The sequence below is a fragment of the Brachybacterium sp. AOP3-A1-3 genome (genome assembly GCF_052378285.1).
GTDB lineage: Bacteria > Actinomycetota > Actinomycetes > Actinomycetales > Dermabacteraceae > Brachybacterium.
The window spans coordinates 476,850-500,063 of the sequence record NZ_JBQSXM010000002.1 but is presented as its reverse complement, the minus strand read 5'-3'; the positions used below and the strand labels follow the sequence as shown (position 1 = coordinate 500,063).

At 70.6% G+C, this 23,214-nt stretch carries 22 protein-coding genes; 14 read left to right on the top strand and 8 right to left on the bottom strand.

All coding sequences use genetic code 11. The features are described 5' to 3' along the window. Positions 1-4 precede the first annotated feature (4 nt). Positions 5-1,756 (bottom strand): DNA polymerase Y family protein, encoded by a 1,752-nt coding sequence (locus ACT3T5_RS05040; protein ID WP_444576836.1) that lies wholly within the window; start codon positions 1,754-1,756, stop codon positions 5-7. Beyond that, a complete protein-coding gene (locus ACT3T5_RS05035; protein WP_444576980.1) occupies positions 1,756-2,619 on the bottom strand; it encodes a hypothetical protein in 864 nt (287 codons plus the stop codon). The genes ACT3T5_RS05040 and ACT3T5_RS05035 overlap by 1 nt, the downstream gene beginning before the upstream one ends. A gap of 710 nt (positions 2,620-3,329) precedes the next feature. Here ACT3T5_RS05035 and ACT3T5_RS05030 point away from each other — a divergent pair. The 5 genes from ACT3T5_RS05030 (at position 3,330) to ACT3T5_RS05010 (ending at position 8,164) form a co-directional block, all read left to right on the top strand. Next, entirely contained in the window at positions 3,330-5,234 is a 1,905-nt protein-coding gene (locus ACT3T5_RS05030) for an HNH endonuclease (protein ID WP_444593746.1), read from the top strand. A gap of 170 nt (positions 5,235-5,404) precedes the next feature. Further along, the gene (locus ACT3T5_RS05025) at positions 5,405-6,436 is read left to right on the top strand and encodes an NAD(P)-dependent alcohol dehydrogenase (protein WP_444576838.1); all 1,032 of its coding nucleotides are present in this window, start codon (positions 5,405-5,407) and stop codon (positions 6,434-6,436) included. A 2-nt stretch (positions 6,437-6,438) separates the two neighbouring features. Next, positions 6,439-6,987, top strand: a complete 549-nt coding sequence (locus ACT3T5_RS05020; protein WP_444576839.1) for a histidine phosphatase family protein — start codon at positions 6,439-6,441, stop codon at positions 6,985-6,987. 10 nt (positions 6,988-6,997) lie between these two features. Continuing rightward, positions 6,998-7,342, top strand: coding sequence for a hypothetical protein (locus tag ACT3T5_RS05015; protein ID WP_444593745.1), 345 nt, complete (start codon positions 6,998-7,000; stop codon positions 7,340-7,342). A 75-nt stretch (positions 7,343-7,417) separates the two neighbouring features. Further along, positions 7,418-8,164, top strand: a complete 747-nt coding sequence (locus ACT3T5_RS05010) for a class I SAM-dependent methyltransferase (RefSeq protein WP_444593744.1) — start codon at positions 7,418-7,420, stop codon at positions 8,162-8,164. Here ACT3T5_RS05010 and ACT3T5_RS05005 read toward each other — a convergent pair. The 3 genes from ACT3T5_RS05005 to ACT3T5_RS04995 are packed head-to-tail and all read right to left on the bottom strand — an operon-like array spanning position 8,136 to position 11,982. Beyond that, complete coding sequence (locus tag ACT3T5_RS05005) at positions 8,136-8,981, bottom strand: TrmH family RNA methyltransferase (RefSeq protein ID WP_444593743.1); 846 nt, start codon at positions 8,979-8,981, stop codon at positions 8,136-8,138. The two genes, ACT3T5_RS05010 and ACT3T5_RS05005, sit on opposite strands and share 29 nt — an antisense overlap. A 7-nt stretch (positions 8,982-8,988) precedes the next feature. Beyond that, the gene (locus ACT3T5_RS05000; protein WP_444576843.1) at positions 8,989-9,783 is read right to left on the bottom strand and encodes an ABC transporter ATP-binding protein; all 795 of its coding nucleotides are present in this window, start codon (positions 9,781-9,783) and stop codon (positions 8,989-8,991) included. 15 nt (positions 9,784-9,798) lie between these two features. Next, positions 9,799-11,982, bottom strand: a complete 2,184-nt coding sequence (locus ACT3T5_RS04995) for a DUF6351 family protein (RefSeq protein WP_444593742.1) — start codon at positions 11,980-11,982, stop codon at positions 9,799-9,801. Positions 11,983-12,193: 211 nt separating this feature from the next. Here ACT3T5_RS04995 and ACT3T5_RS04990 point away from each other — a divergent pair, with 211 nt between their 5' ends. Continuing rightward, positions 12,194-13,693, top strand: a complete 1,500-nt coding sequence (locus ACT3T5_RS04990) for an RNB domain-containing ribonuclease (protein WP_444593741.1) — start codon at positions 12,194-12,196, stop codon at positions 13,691-13,693. After that, a complete protein-coding gene (locus tag ACT3T5_RS04985; protein ID WP_444593740.1) occupies positions 13,690-14,463 on the top strand; it encodes a hypothetical protein in 774 nt (257 codons plus the stop codon). Before ACT3T5_RS04990 ends, ACT3T5_RS04985 begins: the two co-directional genes overlap by 4 nt. Here ACT3T5_RS04985 and glgA read toward each other — a convergent pair whose 3' ends face one another. Then, positions 14,464-15,657 carry a glycogen synthase gene (gene glgA, locus ACT3T5_RS04980; protein ID WP_444593739.1) on the bottom strand — a complete coding sequence of 398 codons (1,194 nt, stop codon included), beginning with the start codon at positions 15,655-15,657 and terminating at the stop codon, positions 14,464-14,466. 91 nt (positions 15,658-15,748) lie between these two features. Between glgA and glgC the strand changes: the two genes are divergently transcribed. Then, a complete protein-coding gene (glgC, locus tag ACT3T5_RS04975; protein WP_444576848.1) occupies positions 15,749-16,990 on the top strand; it encodes a glucose-1-phosphate adenylyltransferase in 1,242 nt (413 codons plus the stop codon). Next, positions 16,987-17,655, top strand: coding sequence for a phosphoserine phosphatase SerB (gene serB / locus ACT3T5_RS04970; RefSeq protein ID WP_444593738.1), 669 nt, complete (start codon positions 16,987-16,989; stop codon positions 17,653-17,655). Before glgC ends, serB begins: the two co-directional genes overlap by 4 nt. Before the next feature lie 12 nt (positions 17,656-17,667). On the opposite strand, the gene sixA is transcribed toward serB, so the two are convergent. Together sixA and fabG are read right to left on the bottom strand one after the other, a co-directional pair. Then, positions 17,668-18,195 (bottom strand): phosphohistidine phosphatase SixA, encoded by a 528-nt coding sequence (gene sixA, locus ACT3T5_RS04965; RefSeq protein ID WP_444576850.1) that lies wholly within the window; start codon positions 18,193-18,195, stop codon positions 17,668-17,670. A 66-nt stretch (positions 18,196-18,261) separates the two neighbouring features. Continuing rightward, the gene (fabG, locus tag ACT3T5_RS04960; protein ID WP_444576851.1) at positions 18,262-18,987 is read right to left on the bottom strand and encodes a 3-oxoacyl-ACP reductase FabG; all 726 of its coding nucleotides are present in this window, start codon (positions 18,985-18,987) and stop codon (positions 18,262-18,264) included. A gap of 167 nt (positions 18,988-19,154) precedes the next feature. On the opposite strand from fabG, the gene ACT3T5_RS04955 reads away from it, so the two are divergent. From ACT3T5_RS04955 to ACT3T5_RS04935, 5 genes are all read left to right on the top strand, one after another. Next, complete coding sequence (locus tag ACT3T5_RS04955; protein ID WP_444593737.1) at positions 19,155-20,456, top strand: hypothetical protein; 1,302 nt, start codon at positions 19,155-19,157, stop codon at positions 20,454-20,456. After that, positions 20,453-20,980 carry a hypothetical protein gene (locus ACT3T5_RS04950; protein ID WP_444576853.1) on the top strand — a complete coding sequence of 176 codons (528 nt, stop codon included), beginning with the start codon at positions 20,453-20,455 and terminating at the stop codon, positions 20,978-20,980. Before ACT3T5_RS04955 ends, ACT3T5_RS04950 begins: the two co-directional genes overlap by 4 nt. Continuing rightward, positions 20,977-21,915 (top strand): SURF1 family cytochrome oxidase biogenesis protein, encoded by a 939-nt coding sequence (locus ACT3T5_RS04945; RefSeq protein ID WP_444576854.1) that lies wholly within the window; start codon positions 20,977-20,979, stop codon positions 21,913-21,915. Before ACT3T5_RS04950 ends, ACT3T5_RS04945 begins: the two co-directional genes overlap by 4 nt. Then, the gene (locus tag ACT3T5_RS04940) at positions 21,887-22,699 is read left to right on the top strand and encodes a glycerophosphodiester phosphodiesterase family protein (RefSeq protein ID WP_444576855.1); all 813 of its coding nucleotides are present in this window, start codon (positions 21,887-21,889) and stop codon (positions 22,697-22,699) included. Before ACT3T5_RS04945 ends, ACT3T5_RS04940 begins: the two co-directional genes overlap by 29 nt. Positions 22,700-22,811: 112 nt before the next feature. After that, positions 22,812-23,162 (top strand): RNA polymerase-binding protein RbpA, encoded by a 351-nt coding sequence (locus ACT3T5_RS04935; RefSeq protein WP_444576856.1) that lies wholly within the window; start codon positions 22,812-22,814, stop codon positions 23,160-23,162. Positions 23,163-23,214 lie beyond the last annotated feature (52 nt).

Sequence of the window (23,214 nt, the reverse complement as noted above, 5' to 3'; positions counted from 1 at the left end):
TCCCCTAGTCATAGAGCCCCTCCAGCGTCCAGCTCCCGGTCCGGGACAGCGCCAGGACCGCGGTTTCCTCATCGCTCGCGCCGCGCACCACCAGCTGCAGCCGGGCGGAGCGGGCGCCCTGCGGCGTCCACCACCGCTCGTCGATCACGGTGGGCGCGCCATGGGCGAGCACCGGATGCGAGGAGCCGGCGCGCAGGCCGAGACGCTGCAGGACCGGGGCCCCGGGCGCGAGGACCAGCAGCCGCGCCGGCGCGGCGCTCAGCAGACCCCGGGCGGTGACCACCACGGGCCTCCCGTCGGCGTCCTCGAGGGTCACCGGCGGCGGGTCCCGGAACACGGTGGTGGGCACCGGCCGCGGCAGGGAGCCGGGCCAGGGCCCGGGGTGGGAGGCCGGTTTCTCGCTGCGCCACGGCACGAGCACCATCTCGTCGGCCAGCAGTCGCCCGCCGACGTGGACGGGGACCTGGACGGCGTCCTCCCCCGCCAGGCCCTGCGCCCGGGCGAAGGCGCGCGAGGCCCGCACGGCGGCCTCTCCGGCGCTGCCCCACAGGGCCGGGGCGCTCTCGCCCGCCGGGGCGAGCTGCAGCGGGTGCAGGCCGATCCGGGTGATCGCTCCGGTCGAGGGACCGCCGAGCCGCGAACGGGTGATCCAGCCGTCGCACTGCCAGCGGATCCGGTCCACGACATCGGCCACCGTGAGCGCGCCGTCGTGCCGCCAGGTGCGCTCCATCTCCTCGCCGCCCTCGGTGCGGGCCACGATCCGCAGCCGGGTGCACACCAGGCCGTTCGCGACGAGCATCGTGTGCAGCTCCTCGGCCAGCGGGCGCGCGATGAAGGCCGCCTGGTCGGTGCGCACCAGCGGGGTCTCCAGCGTGGTCTCGGCCAGGATCGGCTGGGTGGGATGGTGCGTGGCGGGCGGGGCGGGCTCGTCGCCGCGGGCCAGCAGGTGCAAGGTGGAGACATCGGGACCGAAGCGGTCCGCGACCGCGGCCGACGGGAGCGCGGCCAGATCCCCCAGGGTGGTGATCCCCAGGCGCTGCAGCAGGTCGACGGTCTCGGCGAGGTCCAGTCGGCGTTCGGGGCGCTGCGCCGACGGCTGCCCGCGATGCCCCCAGCCGGGGCCGACGGGGGCGCTGCGCAGCGTCGTGATCGGATGCGGGGAGAGGTAGTCGGCGCTGCGCCCCTCCCGCACGATCCGTCCCGGCGGGGAGGCGAGCAGCGCGGCGAAGGGCCCGTCGGCGATCCCCACGGAGCAGTCCCAGCCGGTGAGCTCGGCGACCGCGTCCAGGATCCGCTCGGCCAGCTTCTCCTCCCCGCCCTGGTGGCGGGCCGGTCCGCGGGCCGACATCAGCAGCACTCCGGGGCGCAGCACGTCGACCCCGGCGGCGATCGTGTCCACCGCGGCCGCGACCAGCTCGAACAGGGCCGATTCGTTCTCCCTGTCCGCCTCCAGCACGAGCGCCTCGGGGCAGGCTGCGCGCGCGGCACGGCGCTTCATGCCGGGCAGCGCGCCGGCCTCCCGCGCGGCGGCGCTCGTGTGCGTGACGCGATGCTGGTCGAGCAGGATCACGGGGACGACGACCGGATCGATCACGGCGGGTCCGCCCTCGGGGCTCTCCTCGACCAGCCGACGCTGATGCCGGTCCAGCGCGGCCAGCAGCGGCCAGTCCGGGACGGTGACGGCGATCGTGCGGGTTGCTGTGCTGGCGGTGCTTGCGGTGCTGGTACTGGCGTCGGTGCGAGTGTCGAGGGTCATCACCCGGCCCTCCGCACCGGTTCGAGCAGGCGCACCGGGGTCGGGACAGCCTGGCCCTCGGACCGGCTGCGCTGCTGCGGCGCTGCCGCGATCATGCCGCCGACCTGTGGCAGCAGCACCTCGACCTCCCGTTGCCCGGCGATCCCCCGGCCGCTCGCGACGACCTCGAGACGCCGGGTGCGCAGCCGTCCCGAGCCTGCGCCGAGACCGGTCCAGCGCAGCGTCGTGGAGCGCAGGGTGAGATCGGCGCGTCCGGGCGGGACGGCGGCGAGGACCAGGGTGTCGGCGGTGCGGGCGCGACCCAGCAGGCTGCGCCACAGCGCGGGGGCGAGATCGAGATCAGGACCGAGCACGAGCACGTCGACGCCGTCTGCCAGGGCGGAGAGCACCTGGGGGCGCTGCTCGCCGTGCGCGGGCACATGGGCGAGACGGCAGGGATCCAGACCGGCATCGACCGCGGAGCGCAGCCCCAGATCGGGCATGCCCGCGATCGCGCACCAGGAGTCCTCCCCCGCCGCCGCGACCGCGAGGGACAGCAGCAGCGACGTGCTGGCGGCGCCCGTGATCGCAACGGAGCTTCCCGCCCGCAGGCTGCCCCGGGGGAACAGCCCGGCAAGCGGCCCGGGCACCGGCACCCGGGTGCCCATCCCGTCGTCGGCGAGGCCCTGCTCTGCCTGTTCCGTCGTTGCTGTCTGTGCTGTCTGTGTTGCCGGTGTCGTCGCGGTGCGCAGGGCTGTGCGGTCGATCCGCCCTCCCCACCGGGAGGCGCTGCGCTCAGCGGCACCCAGGGTGGCGCGGGCCAGCGCGAGGCGATCCTCGCGGTTCGCGGGCTCGGCCTCGCGAGAAGCCGCCTGCAGACGCATGCTCACTGATCCACCTCCATCCCGCTCTGTCCCGGCCGGGAACTGCGCATTGCTTCTAATCGAACATCTGTTCGAACTCTACGCCTGGCCGTGAAGGGCGAGTCAAGCCCTGCAGGTCGTGACTTCGAACGTACGTACGGAGTGTGCGGGAGGGGTGGGACAGTCGGCGCACCAGGCGGCAGCACCTCCCCGCAGACCACCCCACGGGCGCCCTCGCAGGCTCCTCGTGGCCCCTCCTCCCGGGGCGACTTGAGGCTGGGTAGGCCGATGGGAACGGAGGGGTCTGCGTGGTCGATGCACTTCTTTCCTCCACAGATAGCGGTTATCCACAATGTGCAGTTCGGAGCGTCAAGAGGTGTAGTGATTTGCCCGAGATCCAGCATTCTTGTGATGCCGAACAGCATTCCTCCGCGGTGCCTGAAGGGTAGGTCCGACAATCGGGCCCAGCCGCATCGTTCGGCCGCGCCATTCGGGGAGCCGGCGAGTGGGATCTTCGGTGTGCCCCCGCACTGCATCCACCCCGCATCTCCCTCAAGGCGTTCCCTCGGAGTGCCTTCCGAAACGATTCCTTCCTCCACAGTGGATGGTTATCCACAATTTGATCCACATTGCCGTTCGGGTCTATCGAAAAGGCTTTCTAGGGGATAAACTGGGGTGACGTCGTCGGCAGTGAGGCCGGTGTTTTCCAGGGGTGGGAAGGAGGGGTTGTCGTGGGTGAGGAGTTCGAGCAGGATTCGCTGTCCGGTGGCGGGCAGGATGGGCCTGCGAGCAACGTTCCGGGCGACCGCTCCGGCGGTCCTTCCGGCGATCATTCCAGTGGTCCTTCTGGTGCCGCCTCCGATCCTGCCTCCGTCTCGGGTGCAGTTCCTGCGGTGCCGGTGTGGACGGTGCGTGCGCGGCGGGCGCTGACCGCGCAGCGGGTCATCGAAGCCTGCGAGGCCGAGCCCGAGAGCGAACAGGCGGCGCGAGCACTGGCGATCCACGACAACATGCGCGACCGCACGATGCTCTATGCCCGGGAGCAGGAGCTGCTCACGGCGTTCCTGACCCGGGATCCAGAGTCCGATGGGTGCATCGACTCAGCAGACATCTCCGCGTTGAAGGTCGCGACCGGTCTACGGGCGTCCCTGCATCGGGCGGAGTGCCTGATCCGGGACGCCCACCGCTCCGTGTCCCTGATGCCCGGCACGTTCGAGGTCCTCTCCACCGGGGATCTGCCTGAGGATTTCCACCGGTTGTTGCTGCGCAAAGTACGGGCGCTGCCCGATGACCAGGTCCGGGTCGTCGATGAGCACGTGGCGGGGTGGGACCTGGCGTCGATCTCCCGGGATCAGTTCGCCCGCCACCTGAACTCGTTGGTCACCCTGGTCACCGCTGGCACGATCCCCGTGGCTCCGGAATCGGAGCGGCGTGTGGATCTTGAGATCACCGACCCGACCCGGGGTATCGCGACGTTGTCGGTGACGGGGCCGACGCTGGAGATCAAGGCCCTCGCCCACCGCCTCGATGTCGCCGCGCTGGCGATTCAGAAAGCCCAGCGCCACGCCCTGAACGACCAGGACAGCGACACCCCGATCCCGTTCGATCTTGATGAGGTGCTGCGTCAACGCGGCCGAGCGATGTCGCTGGCGGCGTTGCGGTATGCGGTGCTGACGCAGTCGATGCTCGACACCGACCCGGTCCCCGAGCCCGCCTCCCCGTACAAGCTGCTGGTCACCGTGCCGGCGATGACGTTGCTGGGTGAGAGTGACGCGCCCGGGGTGATCGACGGGCTGATCCCGGTCCCCGCCGAGCAGGCCCGCGCTCTGGCCGCGGGTCAGGCCACGTGGCAGCGGATCCTCACTGATCCCACCACCGGCGCCTACCTCCCCGTCACCGCCGACACGTACACCCCGACCGCGCAGATGCGACTCCAACTCCGCCTCCGCCACCCCGTGTGTGCCGCCCCCGGCTGCACGCGGGCGACGGTGCTGGCGTCGGAGGACGACCACATCGAGGAATACGACCACACCGACCCCACCGCCGGCGGCCCGACGTCGCTGGCGAACCTCCACCGACTCTGCTGGCTGCACCACACGATCAAAACTGCGGGTCTCATCGACCCCGAACGCGACACCGACACCGACACCGACACCGATTCAGACTCAGGTCACAATCCAGAGTCCGGTTCCAGGCTTGAACCGCTCCGGAATACTCCCGAAGATCCACCCCGGTTCCCACCTGCCACATTGCCTCCCCGCCCGGTCCCACGTCGGCCGATCATCGAACCCACCCGGACGCAGTGGACGATCGATGGCGAGCTGCGCACCGCGACCTATGAAGAGCACGACCTGCTCACCCCTGTCCTCGCCGCCGCGCTGGACCAGGCCTGGGACACGCACCTGCGCGCCCACGCCGACGCGACCCGGATCGCCGAGATCGAAGCCGCCCGCCCCGCCCGCGACCGGATCATCGAACAACGCCATCTCGAGAACCAGCGCCGCACCGGACACCGAGCACACGGCGCGGACAGCGACGAAGCACTCCAGAAGTTCCTCGAGAGGAATCCCCTGCCACCCCTGAGACCCCGACCCTCACCCGACGAGCTCGACGAACCCGACGACAGCCCCTCCTGACTCGGCGACTGAGCAGTCGACCATCCGAGTGCCCCGGCAGAATCGGCGACGCTTCCTGCGCCGCGTTCTCCCACAGGTCCGCGCCTGCTCACACCTCGAGCCTCCCGTCATGACGTCACAGGACTCTGCGATCATGAGGCCTCGGACACATCACGTCGAAAGGGAGTTCCATGCGCGCGCTCGTGCTGCAGGAGAAGAACCGGATGTCCATCGAAGAGGTCGAGCCCGTCGGCTCCCCTGGTCCGGGTCAGGTCCGCATCGCGATGCACACCGTCGGGATCTGTGCCTCCGACGTGCACTACTGGACTGACGGCAAGATCGGCCCCTTCGTCGTCGAAGAGCCGATGATCCTCGGCCACGAGGGTGCCGGCACCGTCGTCGAGGTCGGCGAGGGCGTCACCAACCTCTCCCCCGGGGATCGCGTGGCCATGGAGCCCGGCGTGCCGGACCCCTCCTCCCGCGCGGTGAAGGAAGGCAACTACAACGTCGATCCCGCCGTGCAGTTCTGGGCCACCCCGCCGGTCGACGGCTGCCTGACCGACGAGGTCATCCACTCCGCCGCCTACACCTACAAGCTCCCCGACAGCCTCAGCTTCGCCGAGGGCGCCCTCATCGAGCCGTTCTCCGTGGGCATGTTCGCCGCTACAAAGGCCGGCATCAAGCCCGGTGACGTCGCAGCCGTCATCGGCTCCGGCACCATCGGCATCATGACTGCAATCGCCGCCCGCGCCGGCGGCGCCAGCACGGTCTACATCAGTGACGTCCTCCCCGAGAAGCTCGCCCTGCTCGACGGGCTCGAGGGAATCGTCCCGGTCGACGCCACGAAGGAGGACCTCGGCGAACGGGTCCGTGCGGAGACCGGCGGCTGGGGGCCGCAGGTGGTCTTCGAGGCCACCGGTGCCGCTCCCGCGTACAAGAATCTCTGGTCGCTGCCCGCCCCCGGCGGCCGCATCGTCCTGGTCGGGATGCCCGTGGACCCTGTGCCCTTCGACATCGCCACCGCCCAGAGCCGCGGCATCTCCCTGGAGACGGTGTTCCGGTATGCGAACGTCTACCAGAAGGCGATCGATCTCGCCGCGAGCGACTCCGTGGACCTCTCCCGCTTCGTCTCGGAGACCTTCACCTTCGACAACTCCGTGCAGGCCTTCGAGCGCTTCCTCGAAGGACGCCCGACGGACGTAAAGCTGCAGATCACGCTCTGAACATGGCGTGCGGCAGCGAGCGGGAGCCCGGGCAGACACGGCAGGTGCACCTGCTGCGTCACGCCATGCCGATCCCGGACCCTCACCTCCCGCCGTCGCACTGGACGTTGAGCTCTGAGGGCCGGGCCGCCGCCCTCTCGATGCGTCACAAGCTGCCCGCGGGCTCCATCCTCCTCAGCAGCACGGAGCAGAAGGCGATCGAGACTGCTCGGCTGGTGGCCGGAAGGGAGCCGGCAGCAGACATCGGATTCTGCGAGGTGCACAGGCCGGGCGAACCCTTCGACGAGTTCTCCTCCGAGAGGCGTGGAGCGTGGATCCGCGGGGAGCTCGACGCCCGGCATCGCGACTGGGAGACTCCGGACCAGGCGCGGCGACGATTCGCCCTGGCGGTCGGAGCTCACCCAGGGAGCGACCTCGTCATCGCGACGCACGGCATGGTCCTGGTCGCGTGGCTCGTGCAGATCGGTTACCTAGAAGCAGGCCAGGCGGCGGAGTCGTACTGGTCGACGCTGACCTTCCCGCAGCTCATCACGGTCGAGATCGCGAACTGAGGACGAGGATATGACGGCGACGACGGAGAGCACCGACGCGACAGCCTTGCTGCTGAGGGTCCCGGGTGCCGAGAGCGCTGTCGGGAGGCATCGGGGGCGGCTCGACAGTGCTGCGGCCGACGGGATCCCCGCGCACGTGACAGTGCTCCACCCCTTCGTCCTCCTCGGTGATCTCCAGGAGGAGGATCTTTATCGCCTCGAGGGGCTGTTCGCGATGCAACAGTCGTTTCAGCGTGTGGGGAGGCGTACGTCCTGGTTCGATGATCGGGTCCTGTTCGTGCAGCTCGACGATCCCGAGCCGGTCCGGGTGCTCACTGCGCAGGTCGCCGCCGCCTGCTCGTCCTCCCCCATCTGACCGTCGGCCACGGGCGTCGACAGATCCGGGACGAATTCCCTCGCTCGACGCTCCGTGGCGCTCTAGCCTCGGGTGATGAGCACCTATGACGACACCCGACGAGCCTGGGACGAGGCCTCCTCGAAGCATGTGAGGGAGTACGCGGAGCATCTCGAGCAGGCCCGCACGGCGCGGCTGCTGCCGACCGAGGAGAAGCAGCTCCGGCCTCTGATCGAGGACGCTGAGGTGCTGCATCCGCAGAGCGGGCACGGACTCGACGACCATGCCCTGATCCGGCTCGGGGCGCACTCCGTGCTCGGGCTCGACTACAGCCCGACGGCGGTCGCGGCCGCCCAGCAGCGGGCCGACGAGCTGGGCGCGCCGTGTCGATACGAGCTCGCCGAGCTGCCTGACACCGGACGGCCCGCGCAGAGTGCGGATCTGGTCTACACCGGCAAGGGCGCCCTGATCTGGATGGCCGATCTCGACGCGTGGGCGGCGGAGATGCACCGGCTGCTGAGGCCGGGTGGGCATCTGTTCGTCCATGAGGGGCATCCGCTGGTGCCGCTGTGGGCCTGGGACCACGACGAGGCGAGGGTGCGGGAGGACCGCAGCTACTTCGCCGCGAGCCACGTCAACGACACCTTCCCGGCCCGCGGGGCGACGGAGCACCAGCGCACCCTCGCGCAGCTCGTGATGACGGTGCTCGGCGCGGGGTTCGAGCTCCTGCACCTGGCGGAGCATCCGGATCCGTTCTGGATGCCGGACGACGAGAGCGCGGCGGCGGCCTGGGACGGCCGCCTGCCGAACGCGGTCAGCCTGCTGGCGCGCCGGAGGCGATGAGAGCGGCGCGCCGCTGCCAGAACACGACGGCACTGGCGGCGGCGACGTTCAGGGAGTCCACTCCCCCGGCCATCGGGATCACGACGTGCTGGTCGACGGCGGCCAGGGTGGCGGGCTTCAGCCCGTGGCCCTCCGCGCCGAGCACGAAGGCGACCTTGCGATCCGGTCCCAGGTCCAGGTGCTCGAGCGCGACGGCGCCGTCGGTGAGGGCGAGGGCGAGCACGTCGAAGCCGGCGTCGTGGAGCAGGTCCACACCCTCGCGCGGCCAGGCCTCCAGGCGCGTCCACGGCACCTGGAACACCGTGCCCATCGACACCCGGATGGAGCGGCGGTAGAGCGGGTCCGCGCACTGCGGGGTGACCAGCACCGCGTCGACCCCGAGCGCCGCGGCGGAGCGGAACAGGGCCCCGACGTTGGTGTGGTCGACGATGTCCTCGATCACCGCGACGGTGCGGGCGGTGCGCAGCACCTCCGCGACCTCGGGAAGCACCGGGCGCTGCATGGAGGCCAGTGCGCCGCGGTGCAGGTGGAAGCCGGTGAACTGCTCGATCAGGTCCCCCTCGCCCACATACACGGGCACGTCGGGGAACTGCTCGTACAGCGGTGCGAACTTGTCCTTCCACTTCTCGGACATGAGGAAGGAGCGGGGCTCCATCCCGGCGTCGACCGCGCGGGAGATGACCTCGTAGCTCTCGGCCATGAACAGGCCCCGCTCGACCTCGACGCGCGAGCGCAGCCGCACGTCGGTCATGCGCAGGTAGTCGTCCAGGGCCGGATCGCCGAGGTCGGTGATCCGCTGCAGCTGTGCGTGCTCCACCGCCGGGTCAGTCCAGCGAGAGGGAGCGGGCGGTGTAGCGCTCGCCGCGCTGCTCGACGATCAGCGGCAGGCCGAAGGTGCGGGTGAGGTTCTGCGAGGTGAGGGTCTCCTCGATCGGGCCGGCGGCGACGAGGCCGCCCTCGCGCAGCAGCGCCACATGCGTGTAGCCCGGAGGGATCTCCTCGACGTGGTGGGTGACCAGCACGGTCACCGGCGTCGCAGGGTCCTTCGCGAGGCGCCCCAGGGTGCGCACGAGGGACTCGCGGCCGCCGAGATCCAGGCCTGCGGCGGGTTCGTCCAGCAGCAGCACCTCGGGGTCGGTCATGAGGGCGCGGGCGGCGAGCACCCGCTTGCGCTCACCGGTGGACAGGGTGCCGAACATGCGCGTGGCGAGATCGCCGACGCCGAAGGCTGCGAGCAGGGTGCGGGCCCGCTCGAGATCCATCTCGTCGTACTGCTCGCGCCAGCGGCCCACCACGCCGTAGCCGGCGGTCACCACCACGTTCTCCGCGGTCTCCTCGACCGGGATGGTGTCGGCGAGCTCCTGGCTGGCCAGACCGATCATGGGACGGAGCTCGAAGATGTCGACCTTGCCGAGCTGCTCGCCGATGATCTCGACGGTGCCGGAGGTGGGGTGCATCCGGGCGGAGAGCAGGCGCACCAGCGTCGATTTGCCGGCGCCGTTGGGGCCGAGCACCGCCCAGCGCTCGCCCTCGGCGATCTCGAGGGTCACGGAATCGAGGATGTTGCGCCCGCTGCGGCGCACGACGACATCGGTCAGGGAGGCTGCTGCGACGGACATGCTCCGAGCCTATCGTCAGAACCGCTGCCAGGTCCCCGCATGCTCGACCTCGCCGCGCCCCGGGAGCGTGTAGTCGCACACGCCGTCGGGGAACGCGGCCAGGAGCTGCTCCCACTGCTCGTCGGTGAACTCGACCGGGTACTCGTCCCGTACGGGCTCTGTCGTGGTGCAGGCGATGACGTCGGCCTTCACCGATTCGCCGGCCACCTCACGGGGGAAGCTCGCCGAGGGGTAGAGCTGCTCGCACTCGGAGGCGGGATCGCGGTCCAGGGTCATCGCGTGGAACTCGGGTTCGGCGCCCTGATCCATGCAGCCTTCCACGAGGGAGTCCGGCCGGGCCGCTCCGATCTCCGTGAGCGTGGGCCGGTCCTGGAGGTCGTCCGTCGGCTCGAGCTCCGTGAGCCAGGCGTCCATCTCGGTCAGCGCGTGCATCAGCAGCGGGCTCTTGGTCGAGAACAGGCCGTACCGGTCGTCCTCGAGCAGGCTGACGTGGTTCTCGATCGAGCCGTTCGCGTCGCGCAGGCGCTCCCGCATCGAGCTGGTGTGATACCTGATGTGGATGTCCCCCGCCGGCTTCTCGTCGGCGTAGGCGCGGTAGTCGATGACCGGGGTGCTCGCGAGTCCCTGGCCGCCGTCGGTCAGGCGCCCCGTGCGATAGGCGGCCTCGACGGCGGGGAGGTCGGCGACGGAGCGTTCAGGGCGGAAGTTCGCGTCCTGGTCGTAGCCCCCGATGGCGTCGTTGAGGTCGAGGAACTGGTCGGCGTCGATGGTCCCGTCGGCCAGGGCGGCGAGCCCGTACTGGATGCCGACGTTGTCCAGCGGACGCAGTGCGAAGCCCGTCTCCGGGTCGGTGCCGTAGATGGTCGCGGTGTGGTCGTAGACGTCGCAGCGCACCCCGGTCGGAGTGGTCTCGGGGTCGTAGCGCTGCTCCTGGGGCAGGGTCGGCGGGCAGAACTCGCGCGGATCGATGCGCAGCGCGCCGCCGGAGACGTTGTCCATGGTGGCGAGGGTCTGGAACCCGGTGACCTGCCGCTTCTGCTCCTGCGTCCAGTCGACGTCGGCGCCGCCCGCGAAGTAGTTCTGCAGCAGTCGGGCGTCGGTGATGGAATCGATCGTGGCGAAACCGACCTCCGGGAAGGAGGCGCCGACGACGATGCCGTCGAAGATCCCGGGGTAGTTGTCCGCGGCCTGGTGGCCCTGGTAGGAGCCTCCTGAGGCGCCGAGGCCGATGGTGAAGTCGTCGCGGCCGTAGGTCTCGATGAACTCCTCCTTCGTCATCTGGGCGGTCTCCGAGGTGAGCAGATCGTTGCAGTTGTTGCCGAACACGTTCAGGGACGACGAGACCATGGCGTAGCCCTTCGACAGCACCCGCGGGTCGAGCACCCCTCCGGTCGTCGGCCCCTGGCGGTACCAGCCGTCCACGCATCCGCCGCCGAGGGTGTAGACCACTTCGCCGTTCCAGCCCGCGGGGCGGGCCGCGGGGGTCACCGGGTCCTCGGTGAGCGGATCGTGCAGCGCGGCGTGCTGGAAGATGCCGCGGTTGGCGGTGCCGTGGGCGAGGCGCACGATGAACGGCACCTCGATCCCCTCGTCGGTGGTGGTGCGTGCGAGGTCGTCGGGGTAGGAGGTGGCGTCCTCGGGGAACGCCTCCCAGGTTCCGGACGTCGTGTAGTAGACGTGATCGACGCGGTCCTCGATCGAGCAGTTCTCGTCGAGCGGCTCGCCGAGCGTCTCGTCGGTCCCGGGGACCTCGAAGTCCTGGGTCTCACAGGCGAAGGGCTGCTCGTGCGGCCCGCTGAACAGCGGCCCCTCGTCCGGATGGTTGATCACCGTGAGCTCGTCCGCACCCCGGGCCTGCCCCGGGAGCGCGGCGCGCAGCAGGTTCTCGCCCTGGACCATGCCGTCGACGCGGCCGACCAGCACCTCGCGGCTCCCGTCCCAGGTGAAGGCCGAGGTCACGTCCTTCCCGTTCAGGGTGACCTCCACGCGATCGTGAGGGACGTTGTGCTCGGAGGAGATCTCGACCAGGGCGTCGCCGCCGGTCACCAGATCCGGCGCGCTGGAGGCGGTGTCCAGGTGCAGCCCGGAGCCGTCCTCCGCCGCGGGGACCTCGGCCAGTGCTGGTCCGGCGACGAGGACCCCGAGGGCGGCGATCGCGGCGGTGAGGAGGCGGATGCGTGGGCCGGGGAGGAGCGGCACGAAGTGTCCTTCAGCAGGTTCGAGGAGTCGGGAGAGCGCTCGCTGGCGCTTCCGGAACGCTATCGGACCGTGGAGCTCACGTCCCGGGAATGCCCAGGTGCCCGAGGAGAATTCTCTGCTTTCGCCATCCCGTGACCTGTCGGACGCCCCCCGTTCTCCCCCTCGCTCCCCGTAAGCTGGCAGGGCCCGAACCACCCTCCAGGAGGTCGCTGTGCCGCATCGTCCCGTGTCCCTGAGCGCCCCACGAGGATCGGTCGCGGCCGACGTGATCAGCGAGGGCATCGACGCACTCCTGGCCGCCGCCGCGGACGAGATCCCGCTCGAGTTCCCCGCCGATGTGCTCGCCGAGGCGGAGCAGGTCGCCGCCCAGGAGATCGACGGGGACGGGCGCTCGGACCGCACCGACGTGCCCTTCGTGACCCTGGATCCCGCGAGCTCGACCGACCTCGACCAGGCGATGCACCTCGAACGCACCGATGACGGCTTCCGTGTGCTCTACGCGATCGCGGACGTGCCCTGGTTCGTCGGTCTCGACAGCGCCCTGGATCGGGAGGCCCGTCGTCGGGGCGAGACCCTGTACCTCCCGGACCGGCGCATCCCCCTGCACCCGGAGGTGCTCTCCGAAGGGGTCGCCTCCCTGCTCCCTGACCAGCCCTCGCCCGCTTTCGTCTGGGTCCTGGACCTGGACGCCGCCGGCGAGGTGCGGAGGATCGACCTCGAGCGCTCGCAGGTGCGATCGGTCGAGAAGCTCGCCTATGACCAGGTGCAGGAGGATCTCGAGCACGGGAACGGCCACCCGATGATGGTCCTGCTGCAGGAGATCGGAGCACTACGCGCGCAGCTGGAGTCCGCACGCGGCGGGGCGAGCCTGAACGTCCCCGAGCAGGAGGTCGTCGCCGACGGCGACCACGTGCGCCTGACCTGGCGCCGCCCCCGACCGATCGAGGACTCCAACGCCCAGATCTCGCTGATGACCGGGATGGCCGCGGCGCAGCTGATGCTCGAGCACGGCTCCGGAATCCTGCGCACCATGCCGCCCGCCGAGGACAGCGCCGTGGACCGCTTCCGCCGTCAGGCCGAGGTGCTCGGCATCCCGTGGGCGACCGACCAGGCCTACGGGGACTTCCTGCGGTCGCTGGACTGGCACGAGCCGGCGCATCTCGCACTCCTCAACCATGCCACCGCGCTCTTCCGCGGCGCCTCGTACGCGGCGTTCACGAGCCCCGAGGAGATCCCGGAGGATCCGGAGCAGGCCGCGATCGCCGCTCCCTATGCGCATACGACGGCGCCCCTGCGGCGGCTCGTGGATCGTTTCGTGCTGCTCGTGTGCCACGCCCATGTGCAGGGCATGGAGCCCTCGGCCGAGCTGCTCGCCGCGCTCGCCGAGATCCCCGAGGCGATGCGGGTCACCGGGGCACGGTCCGGCGATCTCGAGCGCAAGGCCATCGACCTGGTGGAGGCTGCGGCGCTCGCCGCCTGGACGGGCGAGACCTTCGAGGCGACCGTGATCGAGCGGCGCGAGGCGAGCCCGGCGAAGGACGGGAACGACGGCACGCCCACCCGCGTCGAGGTCCAGCTCTCCGATCCCCCGGTCACCGCCTGGGTGCCGATGGATGCGGCGCTGGGCGAGGTGGTGCGGGTGCGCCTCGACTCCGTCGACACCGCAGAGCGCGAGGCCGTGTTCGTCGCGGCGGCGGACGGGGCCGCGTGAGCGAGGCGGCCGCCGGCAGGGACCTCGTCGCCCTGCCCCGGGCCGCAGTGCTGGCCCTGTGGGCCTCGACCTATCTGCACGGTGATCTCGGGCCCGACGACGCCGCCGACATGAGCTACGGCGTGGGCCGCAGCGGACCCGGCGACGAGGGGGTGGACCTCTTCGACTGGATGACGGGCCTGCGCCGGCTCCCCCTCGCCCAGCTGCGCCTGGTGCTCCCCGCGCCCGGTCGCATCGCCGGCCTCGTCGGCCCGCCGGCGGCGCTACCTGCCGCGATCGAGGCGGAATCGGCGATCGTGGTGACCGCCGCCGGGATCGCGGACCACACGCTGATCCCGCTCTCCCTGCCGACCGAGCAGGACGGCAGGAGCAAGACCGCCGTGAGCTGGGTCCGGTACGACGCCCCCGTGGGCGCGCATGTCCCACCGGCGGCCAGCTCCGGTCACGCCCGCGAGGAGCTGCTGCGCGCGCTGCGCCGGGCGGCCGACGGCAGCATCGAGCTGGATCTGGTGCCGGACGAGCCGGTGGAGCCGGCCAGGATCCCGGCCACCTGGATCTCGACGGCCCTCCCCCGCCATGTCGACGCAGGAGACGCGCATCTGCTGGTGCTCGCCGCGCGCACGCTGCTGCTGACCCGGTCCGAGATCGACGACGGGCACGGGCACACCGTGCACCTGGCCGAGGCGCTCGCCCGGCGCGGGCTGCTCGACGAGCTGCACGATGTCGCCCGCGGGGCGCTCATCGAGGCCGTCGAGCGGATCGCCTCCTGATCAGACGCCCTGCGCGATGACCGTCCTGTAGACCTCGAGCGTGCGCTCGGCGATCGAGGTCCACGAGAAGTGCTCGGCGGCGCGACGCCGGGAGGCCTCGCCCATCTCGCGGGCCCGCTCCGGGTCCGAGACCATCCTCACGAGCGCCGTGGTGAGGTCCGCGACGAAGCGGTCCGGGTCCACGGGCGTGCCGGTGCCGTCGGTGACCTGCTCGAGCTGCACGAGGTAGCCGGTCTCCCCGTCGGCCACGACCTCGGGGATGCCGCCGGTGGCGGAGGCGACCACCGGGGTGCCGCACGCCATCGCCTCGAGGTTCACGATGCCCAGCGGCTCGTACACGCTGGGGCACACGAAGGTGGTGGCGTGGGTGAGGATCTGGGTGAGCTCGTGCCGGGGCAGCATCTCGGTGATCAGATGCACGTTGCCGCGCTCGGCGTGGAGCTCGCGGACCAGGCCGTCGACCTCCGCGGCGATCTCCGGGGTGTCCGGGGCGCCGGCGCACAGCACCACCTGGTAGTCGGCGGGCAGGTCGCGCACGGCGCGCAGGAAGTACGGCAGGCCCTTCTGGCGGGTGATGCGGCCGACGAAGACGATCGTGGGGGCGTCCGGGTCGATGCCTCGCGAGGTCAGGGCGGAGGTCTCGGGGTTCGGGGACCACTCCTCGATGTCGATCCCGTTGTGGACCACGTGGACCTTGTCGGGGTCGACCGAGGGATAGGCGCGCAGGATGTCCTCGCGCATGCCGCCGGAGACGGCGATGACGCCGGCCGCCCCTTCATAGGCGGTGCGCTCGGCGAAGGAGCTCACGCGGTAGCCGCCGCCGAGCTGCTCGGCCTTCCAGGGGCGCAGCGGCTCGAGCGAATGCGCGGAGAGCACGTGAGGCATTCCGTGCAGCAGCGAGGCCATGTGCCCGGCGAAGTTCGCGTACCAGGTGTGGGAGTGGACGAGGTCCGCCCCGGCGCAGTCGGCCGCCATGAGCAGGTCGGTGCCCAGCGTCGAGAGGGCGGCGTTGGTGCCCTCGAGCTCGGCCGGCGGGCTGTAGGAGGAGGTGCCCTCCTCGTCGCGCTCCGCACCGAACGCACGGACCCGCACGTCGATGGACGGACGCAGCACCCGGGTCAGCTCGGCGACGTGCACCCCGGCCCCTCCGTAGACCTCGGGCGGGTACTCCTTCGTCAGCAGATCCACGCGCATGTCCGACTCCTTCGTGCTTCAGGCTTCCAGCGAGCGTCCGAAAATCCCCGAGGGGGCGTGACCAGTGCCACGTCTGGTCTATCCTCGCATTATGTCGTCCAAAAAGGTCCTCGCCATCGTCCTCGCCGGCGGTGAGGGGAAGCGGCTGATGCCGCTGACCCTCGACCGGGCCAAGCCCGCTGTGCCGTTCGGGGGGATCTACCGCCTCATCGACTTCGCGCTGTCGAACATCGCGAACTCCGGCTATCTCCGGATGGTCGTCCTGACCCAGTACAAGTCGCACTCGCTGGACAAGCACATCGCGCAGACCTGGCGCATGAGCTCGCTCCTGGGCAACTACGTCGCCCCGGTGCCCGCCCAGCAGCGCATGGGCAAGCACTGGTTCCGCGGCTCTGCGGACGCGATCTACCAGTCGATGAACCTCATCCATGACGAGAAGCCGGAGTACGTGGTCGTCGTCGGCGCCGACAATGTCTACCGCATGGACTTCTCCCAGATGGTCGATGCGCACATCGAATCCGGCAAGGCCTGCACGGTCGCCGCGATCCGCCAGCCGATCGAGCAGTCCGACCAGTTCGGCGTGATCGAGACGGATCCGTCGGACCCCACCACGATCAAGGCCTTCGTCGAGAAGCCGACGACGACCGAGGGGCTCGCGGACGATCCCGGCTCCATCCTCGCGTCGATGGGCAACTACGTCTTCACCGCCGACGCCCTCATGGAGGCCGTCACGCGTGACGCCGAGGACGACGAGAGCAAGCACGACATGGGCGGCGACATCGTCCCCTACTTCGTCGAGCAGGACTCCGCCGGCGTCTACGACTTCATCCACAACGTCGTGCCCGGCTCCACCGACCGCGACCGCGACTACTGGCGCGACGTCGGCACGCTGGACGCGTTCTACGAGGCGCACATGGATCTGATCTCGATCCACCCCGTGTTCAACCTCTACAACTACGACTGGCCCACCTACACCGGCCACCGCAACGAGCCGCCCGCGAAGTTCGTGCACGCCGGCCCGGGCCGTGTGGGCACAGCAGTGGATTCCCTGATCTCGCCCGGAGTGGTCATCTCCGGGGCCCAGGTGTCGAACTCGGTGGTCTCCCCCGGGGTGCGGATGAACTCCTGGTCCAGCATCTCGGACTCGGTGATCATGGACGGCGTGTCCATCGGCCGTCACTGCCAGATCCACCGCGCGATCATCGACAAGGGCGTCGTGGTGCCGCCGCGCACCCAGATCGGCCTGGACGCCGCGAAGGACCGGGCCCGGGGCTTCGTGGTCACGGACTCCGGGATCACCGTGATCGGCAAGGGCACGGTCCTCGAGCCGTGACCGCCGTAGCATCCGACAGCCCGGCCGTCACCGGGCTGCTGATCTCCGACGTCGATTCGACCTTCCTGACCCAGGAGGTCATCGAGCTCGTCGCCGAGCATGCCGGGGTGCGTGATCAGGTCGAGGCGATCACCACGGCCGCGATGCGCGGGGAGCTCGATTTCGCGCAGTCGCTGCGCGCCCGGGTCGCGCTGCTCGAAGGGCTCGACGAGTCGGTGCTGGAGCAGGTGCGCCAGGTGCTCGTGCCGACGCCGGGCGTGTTCGAGCTGGTGCGCCGTGCGAAGGCCGACGGCTGGATGACGGCCCTCGTCTCCGGAGGGTTCCACGAGGTGATCGACGAGCTGGCCGCGAGCAGCGGCATCGATCATGTGCTCGCGAACCGCTTCGAGATCGTGGACGGACGGTTCACCGGGAAGGTGTCGGGTCCGATCATCGACGGCGTCGCCAAGCGGCGCATGCTCGAGCACCTGGCGACCGTCTATGACGTCCCCGCCACGCGGATCGTCGCCATGGGCGACGGGGCCAACGATCGCGAGATGCTGCGGGCCGCGGGGACCGGGATCGCCTTCCGGGCGAAGCCGGCCCTGCGCGAGGTGGCCGACGTGGTCCTCGACGGGGAGTCCCTGCTGGACGCCTGGCCGCACCTGCTCGCGACGGCCCGCTGAGCTCAGTTCAGTTCAGGGGCGCACGATGGTGTGCAGCGTGAGGGAGTCCTCTGTGAGGTCCGACCAGTGCTCGAGGCGTCCCGAGAGCACTCCCATGCCGCCGGTGGGCATGCCCAGCCGCGCCTGGGCGACGGATCCGGGGTCGGAGTCGTCGTCCCCGAGCAGCGCCATGAGCGAAGCCATCGTCGGCTCGTGGCCGATGACCATCACGGCGCCGTGCTCGTCGTCGACCTCGTGCAGGAGGTTCACGACCTCGCCGACCCCGCCGAGGTAGATCTCGTCCTCGAAGGACACGGTGCCGTCGAAGCCCGGCATCTGCGAGAGGACGGCCTGCCAGGTCTGCGTGGTCCGCACCGCGTCGGAGACGAGGACCCGTGCCAGGTGCACGTTCTGGGAGGCGAGGTACTCCCCCACCAGCCGTGCCTGGGTGAGCCCGCGCTCGGCGAGGGGACGCTCGTGGTCCGGCTGACCGGAGCCGGCGTCCGCCTTGCCGTGACGCATCAGCAGCAGGAGACGACTGGCGGGGTCGGAAGATGACATGGGGGTACGTTCACGCCTTCGGTGTGGGATGTCGGTGGGGTGCGGTCCTCGGACCGAGGATCCGGATCAGTGTCCCATGCCGAGGCCGCCGTCGACGGGGATCACGGCGCCGGAGATGTAGGACGCGTCGTCGCTCGCGATGAAGGCCACCACCCGGGCCACCTCCGAGGGGTCGGCGAAGCGGCCGGCCGGGATCGACTTCTTGTAGGAGGCCTGCACGTCCTCTGCCAGCGCTGCCGTCATCTCCGTGTCGATGTAGCCGGGCGCGACGACGTTCGCGGTGATACCGCGCGACCCCAGCTCCCGAGTGATCGCCCGCGCGATGCCGAGCAGTCCGGCCTTCGAGGCCGCGTAGTTGACCTGACCGGGCGACCCGTAGAGGCCGACGACCGAACCGATCAGCACGATGCGCCCCTTCTTCCGGCGCATCATGGACTTGATGACCCGCTTGACCGTGCGGAAGGACCCCGTGAGGTTCGTGTCCAGGACGGTCTCGAAGGACTCGTCGCTCATCCGCAGCAGCAGCTGGTCGTCGGTGACCCCGGCATTGGCGACGAGCACCTCGATCGGCCCGTGAGCCTCCTCGGCGGCCTTGACGGCGGCGTCGAGGCTCTCGCCGGAGGTGACCTCCGCCGCGACGGTGAGCGCTCCCTCGGGCCCGCCCTGCCCGGAGCGGCTGGTCACGGCGACCTTGTCGCCCCGGCGCAGGAACTCCTCGGCGATGGCGTAGCCGATTCCCCGGCTGCCTCCCGTGATCAGGACACTGCGCGGCTCGGTGATGGCGTCGGACATCTGGGCTCCTTGCGGGATTGCTGAGAACTGTTCGGCTGGGGTCGGCCCACGAGGTGCGTCATGCAGTCTCGGAAGGCCTGAGTGCTCTACGATACGGGGCGAGACCACGTCGGGATCCTTGGGGGGAAGCCCGGTCACGAACTTCAGCCTCGGAAGGTGCTATCCAGATGGCTTACCGCTTCAATCCTCCGCCGAACTGGCCGATCGACGACGCTGCGTGGAGCCCGCCCCCGGGCTGGCAGCCGGACCCGTCGTGGGGTCCCGCACCGGAGGGCTGGAACTTCTGGATCCAGGACGAGGTGGCCGACGCCGACCTCCCGTCCCAGGACGCCGCGAACCCCGAGAACCCCGAGAATTCTGCGAACGCCGATGACTCCGAGGCCGGGACCGTGGTGTCCTCCGCTCCGGCGGACGAGCAGGCTGTGACGTCGCCGTCCGAGGAGGCAGAAGCTTCGGCGGACGCACCGGGGCCGGACCCCTCCCCGCAGGACGCCGCGGCTCCGGCGACCGATGAGTACCCGGGACCGGACCTCGAGGCCGATCTGGCCCAGCAGGCCCCGTACGAGACGGCGGAGCCGGCGGAGGGAGCAGAGCCGTACGGGACTGCCGAACCGTACGAGGCGGCTGCCCCGCAGCAGGGGTCTCCGACCTCCGCGCCGGCGGCACCTGCTGCGGGCTACGACCAGCAGCATCAGGGCTACGGCACCCCCGCGGGATCCGACTACCCGGCGTCCCCCGCCTTCGGCCAGGAGTCCGCGAACTCGATGGCGGGAAGCCCGAGCTCCGGCTCGGAGTGGACCGCCGCCACCGCCACCGGGGAGGCGCCCAAGAAGGGGGCGATCGCCCGGTTCTGGTGGGTCGGCTGCATCGTGCTGTTCCTGGTCGTCGCCCTGATCGTCGCGATCGCCGGCGGCATCTACCTGTTCCGTGACGGCCCCGAGACCGCCGGCGGTGGCGGGAAGACCACCACCCAGGAGGAGACGACTCCCGAGGAGGAGGCCACGTCCGACTCCGAGGAGCCGGCCTCCCCGGATCCGACGACCGACCTGCCCGTGATCGGTGATGACGCCGAGGCGAAGGACATCGTCGGCGAGAACGGCTCCGGGAGCCTCGCCGTCCAGATGGAGTGGAAGAAGGCCGAGGACCTCCCCAGCAGCTACGGCGGCACCGTCGAGCCGGCGAAGAACGGCGAGTACCTCGTCGTGACCGCCGAGATGACCGTCACCGAGGGCCAGATGGCGTTCCCGTCCTACTTCTTCCAGGTGATGACCCCGTACGGCGGCGCCGTGGATGATTCCTCGGAGGGCTACGGGCTCGAGGCTTCGGGGCGCGACTACGACACGAACTACGAGTTCACGGAGGGCGAGAGCTACACCATCGTGCTCCTCTACGACTTCGTGCGTGCCGGCGGCAACACGCTCCAGTACGACAACTACGTCGATGTGTACACCTGGGACGTCCCTGCGTGACCCAGCGTTTCAACCCGCCGCCGAACTGGCCGGAACCGCCGCACGACGGATGGAACCCGCCGGCGGACTTCCGACCCCAGTACACCTGGGGTCCGATCCCGGCCGGGTGGCGTCTCTGGGTGCCGGAGGCCGCCGACGGGACGGACGCGTCGCCGCTGCTGGACTCCGAGGATGTCCCGGCCAGCGGCGCCCGACCCCGGGAACGGGTGGAGACCTACCCCGTCTCCGTGATCAACCCCGGCATGTGGTCCGATAACCATCTCCAGGACGAGGACTACGGGTTCCCACCGGCGAAGCCGATCAAGGACCGCCCGCAGCTCCGCCTGGGCGTCACGATCGCCGTGACCGCCCTCGGCTTCGTGCTGGCCGCCCTGACCGCGGTGATGTTCGTGCTGCTGGTCGACTTCGCGATCGAGGACCTCCCGGGCAGGATCGCCGGATCCGCCGGGTTCATGGACCCCGGATCCCACGACGTGTCGATCTCTGCCGCCGGGAGCGCGACGGGCGAGCCGGTCCGTCGATGACCCGCAGCTCCACCCTCCGGCGCGTTCTCCTCAGCCGTGAGACCCTGCTCGCGCTGCTCGGCGTCCTGCTCGCCTCCGCGCTCTGCGTCGGCCTCGGGCTCTGGCAGTTCGGACGCTTCGAGCACAAACGCGATGTCGCCGCCGTCATCCACGCGAACTTCGACGCGGAGCCGGTGACCCTGCAGAGCGTCCTCCCCACCCCCGGGTCGACGCTCGCCCCCGAGGACGACTGGACCCCGGTGTCCCTCCACGGCAGCTACTGCACCGATGCGCAGTGCGTGCTGTACGTGCGCAACCGCCAGCTCGACGGCCAGGTCGGCTTCTGGCAGCTGGTGCCCTTCCGGACCGACGACGGCTCGACCCTGCTCGTCGTACGCGGCTGGGTGAGCTCCCAGGGCGATGTCTCCGAGCCGGTCGCCGCGCCGCCGGTCCCCGAGGGCGACCTGGACATCGTCGTGCGCCTGAGGCCTGCGGAGCCGACGCTGGACCGCAGGATCCCTCCGGGCCAGGTCCACTCCGTGAACCCGCCGCAGATCGACTCGCTGCTGCCGGAGCATGACGGGACCATGTTCCACGGGGCGTACGGGGACCTCGACGCGGAAGCCCCCGCCGGCCCGCGGCCTGCGGCGCTGCCGGATCCCGAGACCGGGCTCGGCCCGCACCTCTCCTATGCGTTCCAGTGGTGGATCTTCGCCCTGTTCTTCCCGGCGGCGCTAATCTATCGCACCCGTCGCACGATCCTGGACCTCGAGGAGATGGACGAGGAACCGGCCGACGACGGACCCGCCGATGGACCTGCCGACGGACGCGCCGAGGATCCCACCACGACACCCAGCACGACCACTGATCATCGACCGCGCCGGGCCGTGCGTGCCCGACAGCGCGGTCAGGACGAGGAGGAAGAAGATGCGCTCATCGACCACTGGGAGCCGTGAGCACGGGTCGGTCCCCGGGTCCCGGTTCCTGCCCGGCCCCCGCCCGCGTCGCATCGCCCATCGCGGTCTCGCGCTCGACGTCGCCGAGAACACCCTGCGCGCCTTCGAGGCCGCCCTGGGCGCGGGCGCGGACATGCTCGAGACCGATACCCACGCCACCTCCGACGGACTGGCCCTGGCCGTGCACGACGAGGACCTGGTACGTCTCGCCGGGGACCCGCGACGGATCGACGAGCTCACCGCGGCCCAGGCGGGGGCGATCCGGCTGACCGGGGACGAACCACTCGCGATGCTCGAGGACGTGCTCGGCACCTTCCCGGACGTGCCGGTCAACATCGATGTCAAGGCGGCCTCGGCGATCGGACCGGCCGTCGCGGCGATCGCCCGCACGCGCAGCGCCGACCGCGTCTGCATCGCCGGCTTCGACCACGCCGTCGTGCGCCGCACCGTGCGGACCGTGCAGGCGGCCACCGGGATCCTGCCGGTGCGCAGTCCGGCGCGCCCCGTCATCGCGTCCTTCCTGGCCGCGCGGGCCGCCGAGGCCCCGGATGCGCTCATCCGACGGATCCTGGCCCCCTATGCGGCGCTCCAGGTGCCCGAGAGCTACCAGGGACTCCCCATCGTCACCGCGGCCAACGTCGCCGCCGCTCATCGGGCGGGCTGCGAGGTGCATGTGTGGACCGTCGACGACCCCGTGACCATGCGGAATCTCCTGGTCAACGGGGTGGATGGTATTATCACCAATCGTGTCGATCTGCTCTCCGAGCTGATCGACGGCCAGTGAGCGCTTCTCGACGCCGCGGAACATTTCCGGGCCCTCGGGCGTTGTCACCCCATAGACCTCATCGGGCGGGATCCCGCCCGCCCACCATCCCCCGGCAGGAAGCGAGAACCGCATGAACAGCCGCAGCCTCCGAGGCACCCGACTGGGCTCCCTCTCCATGGAGACCGACGAAGGCGTCCTCGCCGCACCCCGTCAGGAGTCGGTCTACGACTGCCCCAACGGCCACACCATCGTCCTCCCCTTCTCGGTCGAGGCGGATGTCCCGGCCGTCTGGGAGTGCCGCTGCGGCGCCTCCGCGCTGCTGCGTGACCATGAGCGGCCCGAGCTGAAGCCCGGCAAGCCCGTCCGCACCCACTGGGACATGCTGCTCGAGCGTCGCAGCGAGGAGGACCTGCAGGTGCTCCTCGACCAGCGTCTCGCGCTCCTGCGGGCCGGCAAGCTGCACCAGCGCCGCAACCTCTGAGACGGTCCTCGCCCCTGGCGAGAGCACAGCGCCCCCGTTCCTGCCGTGATGG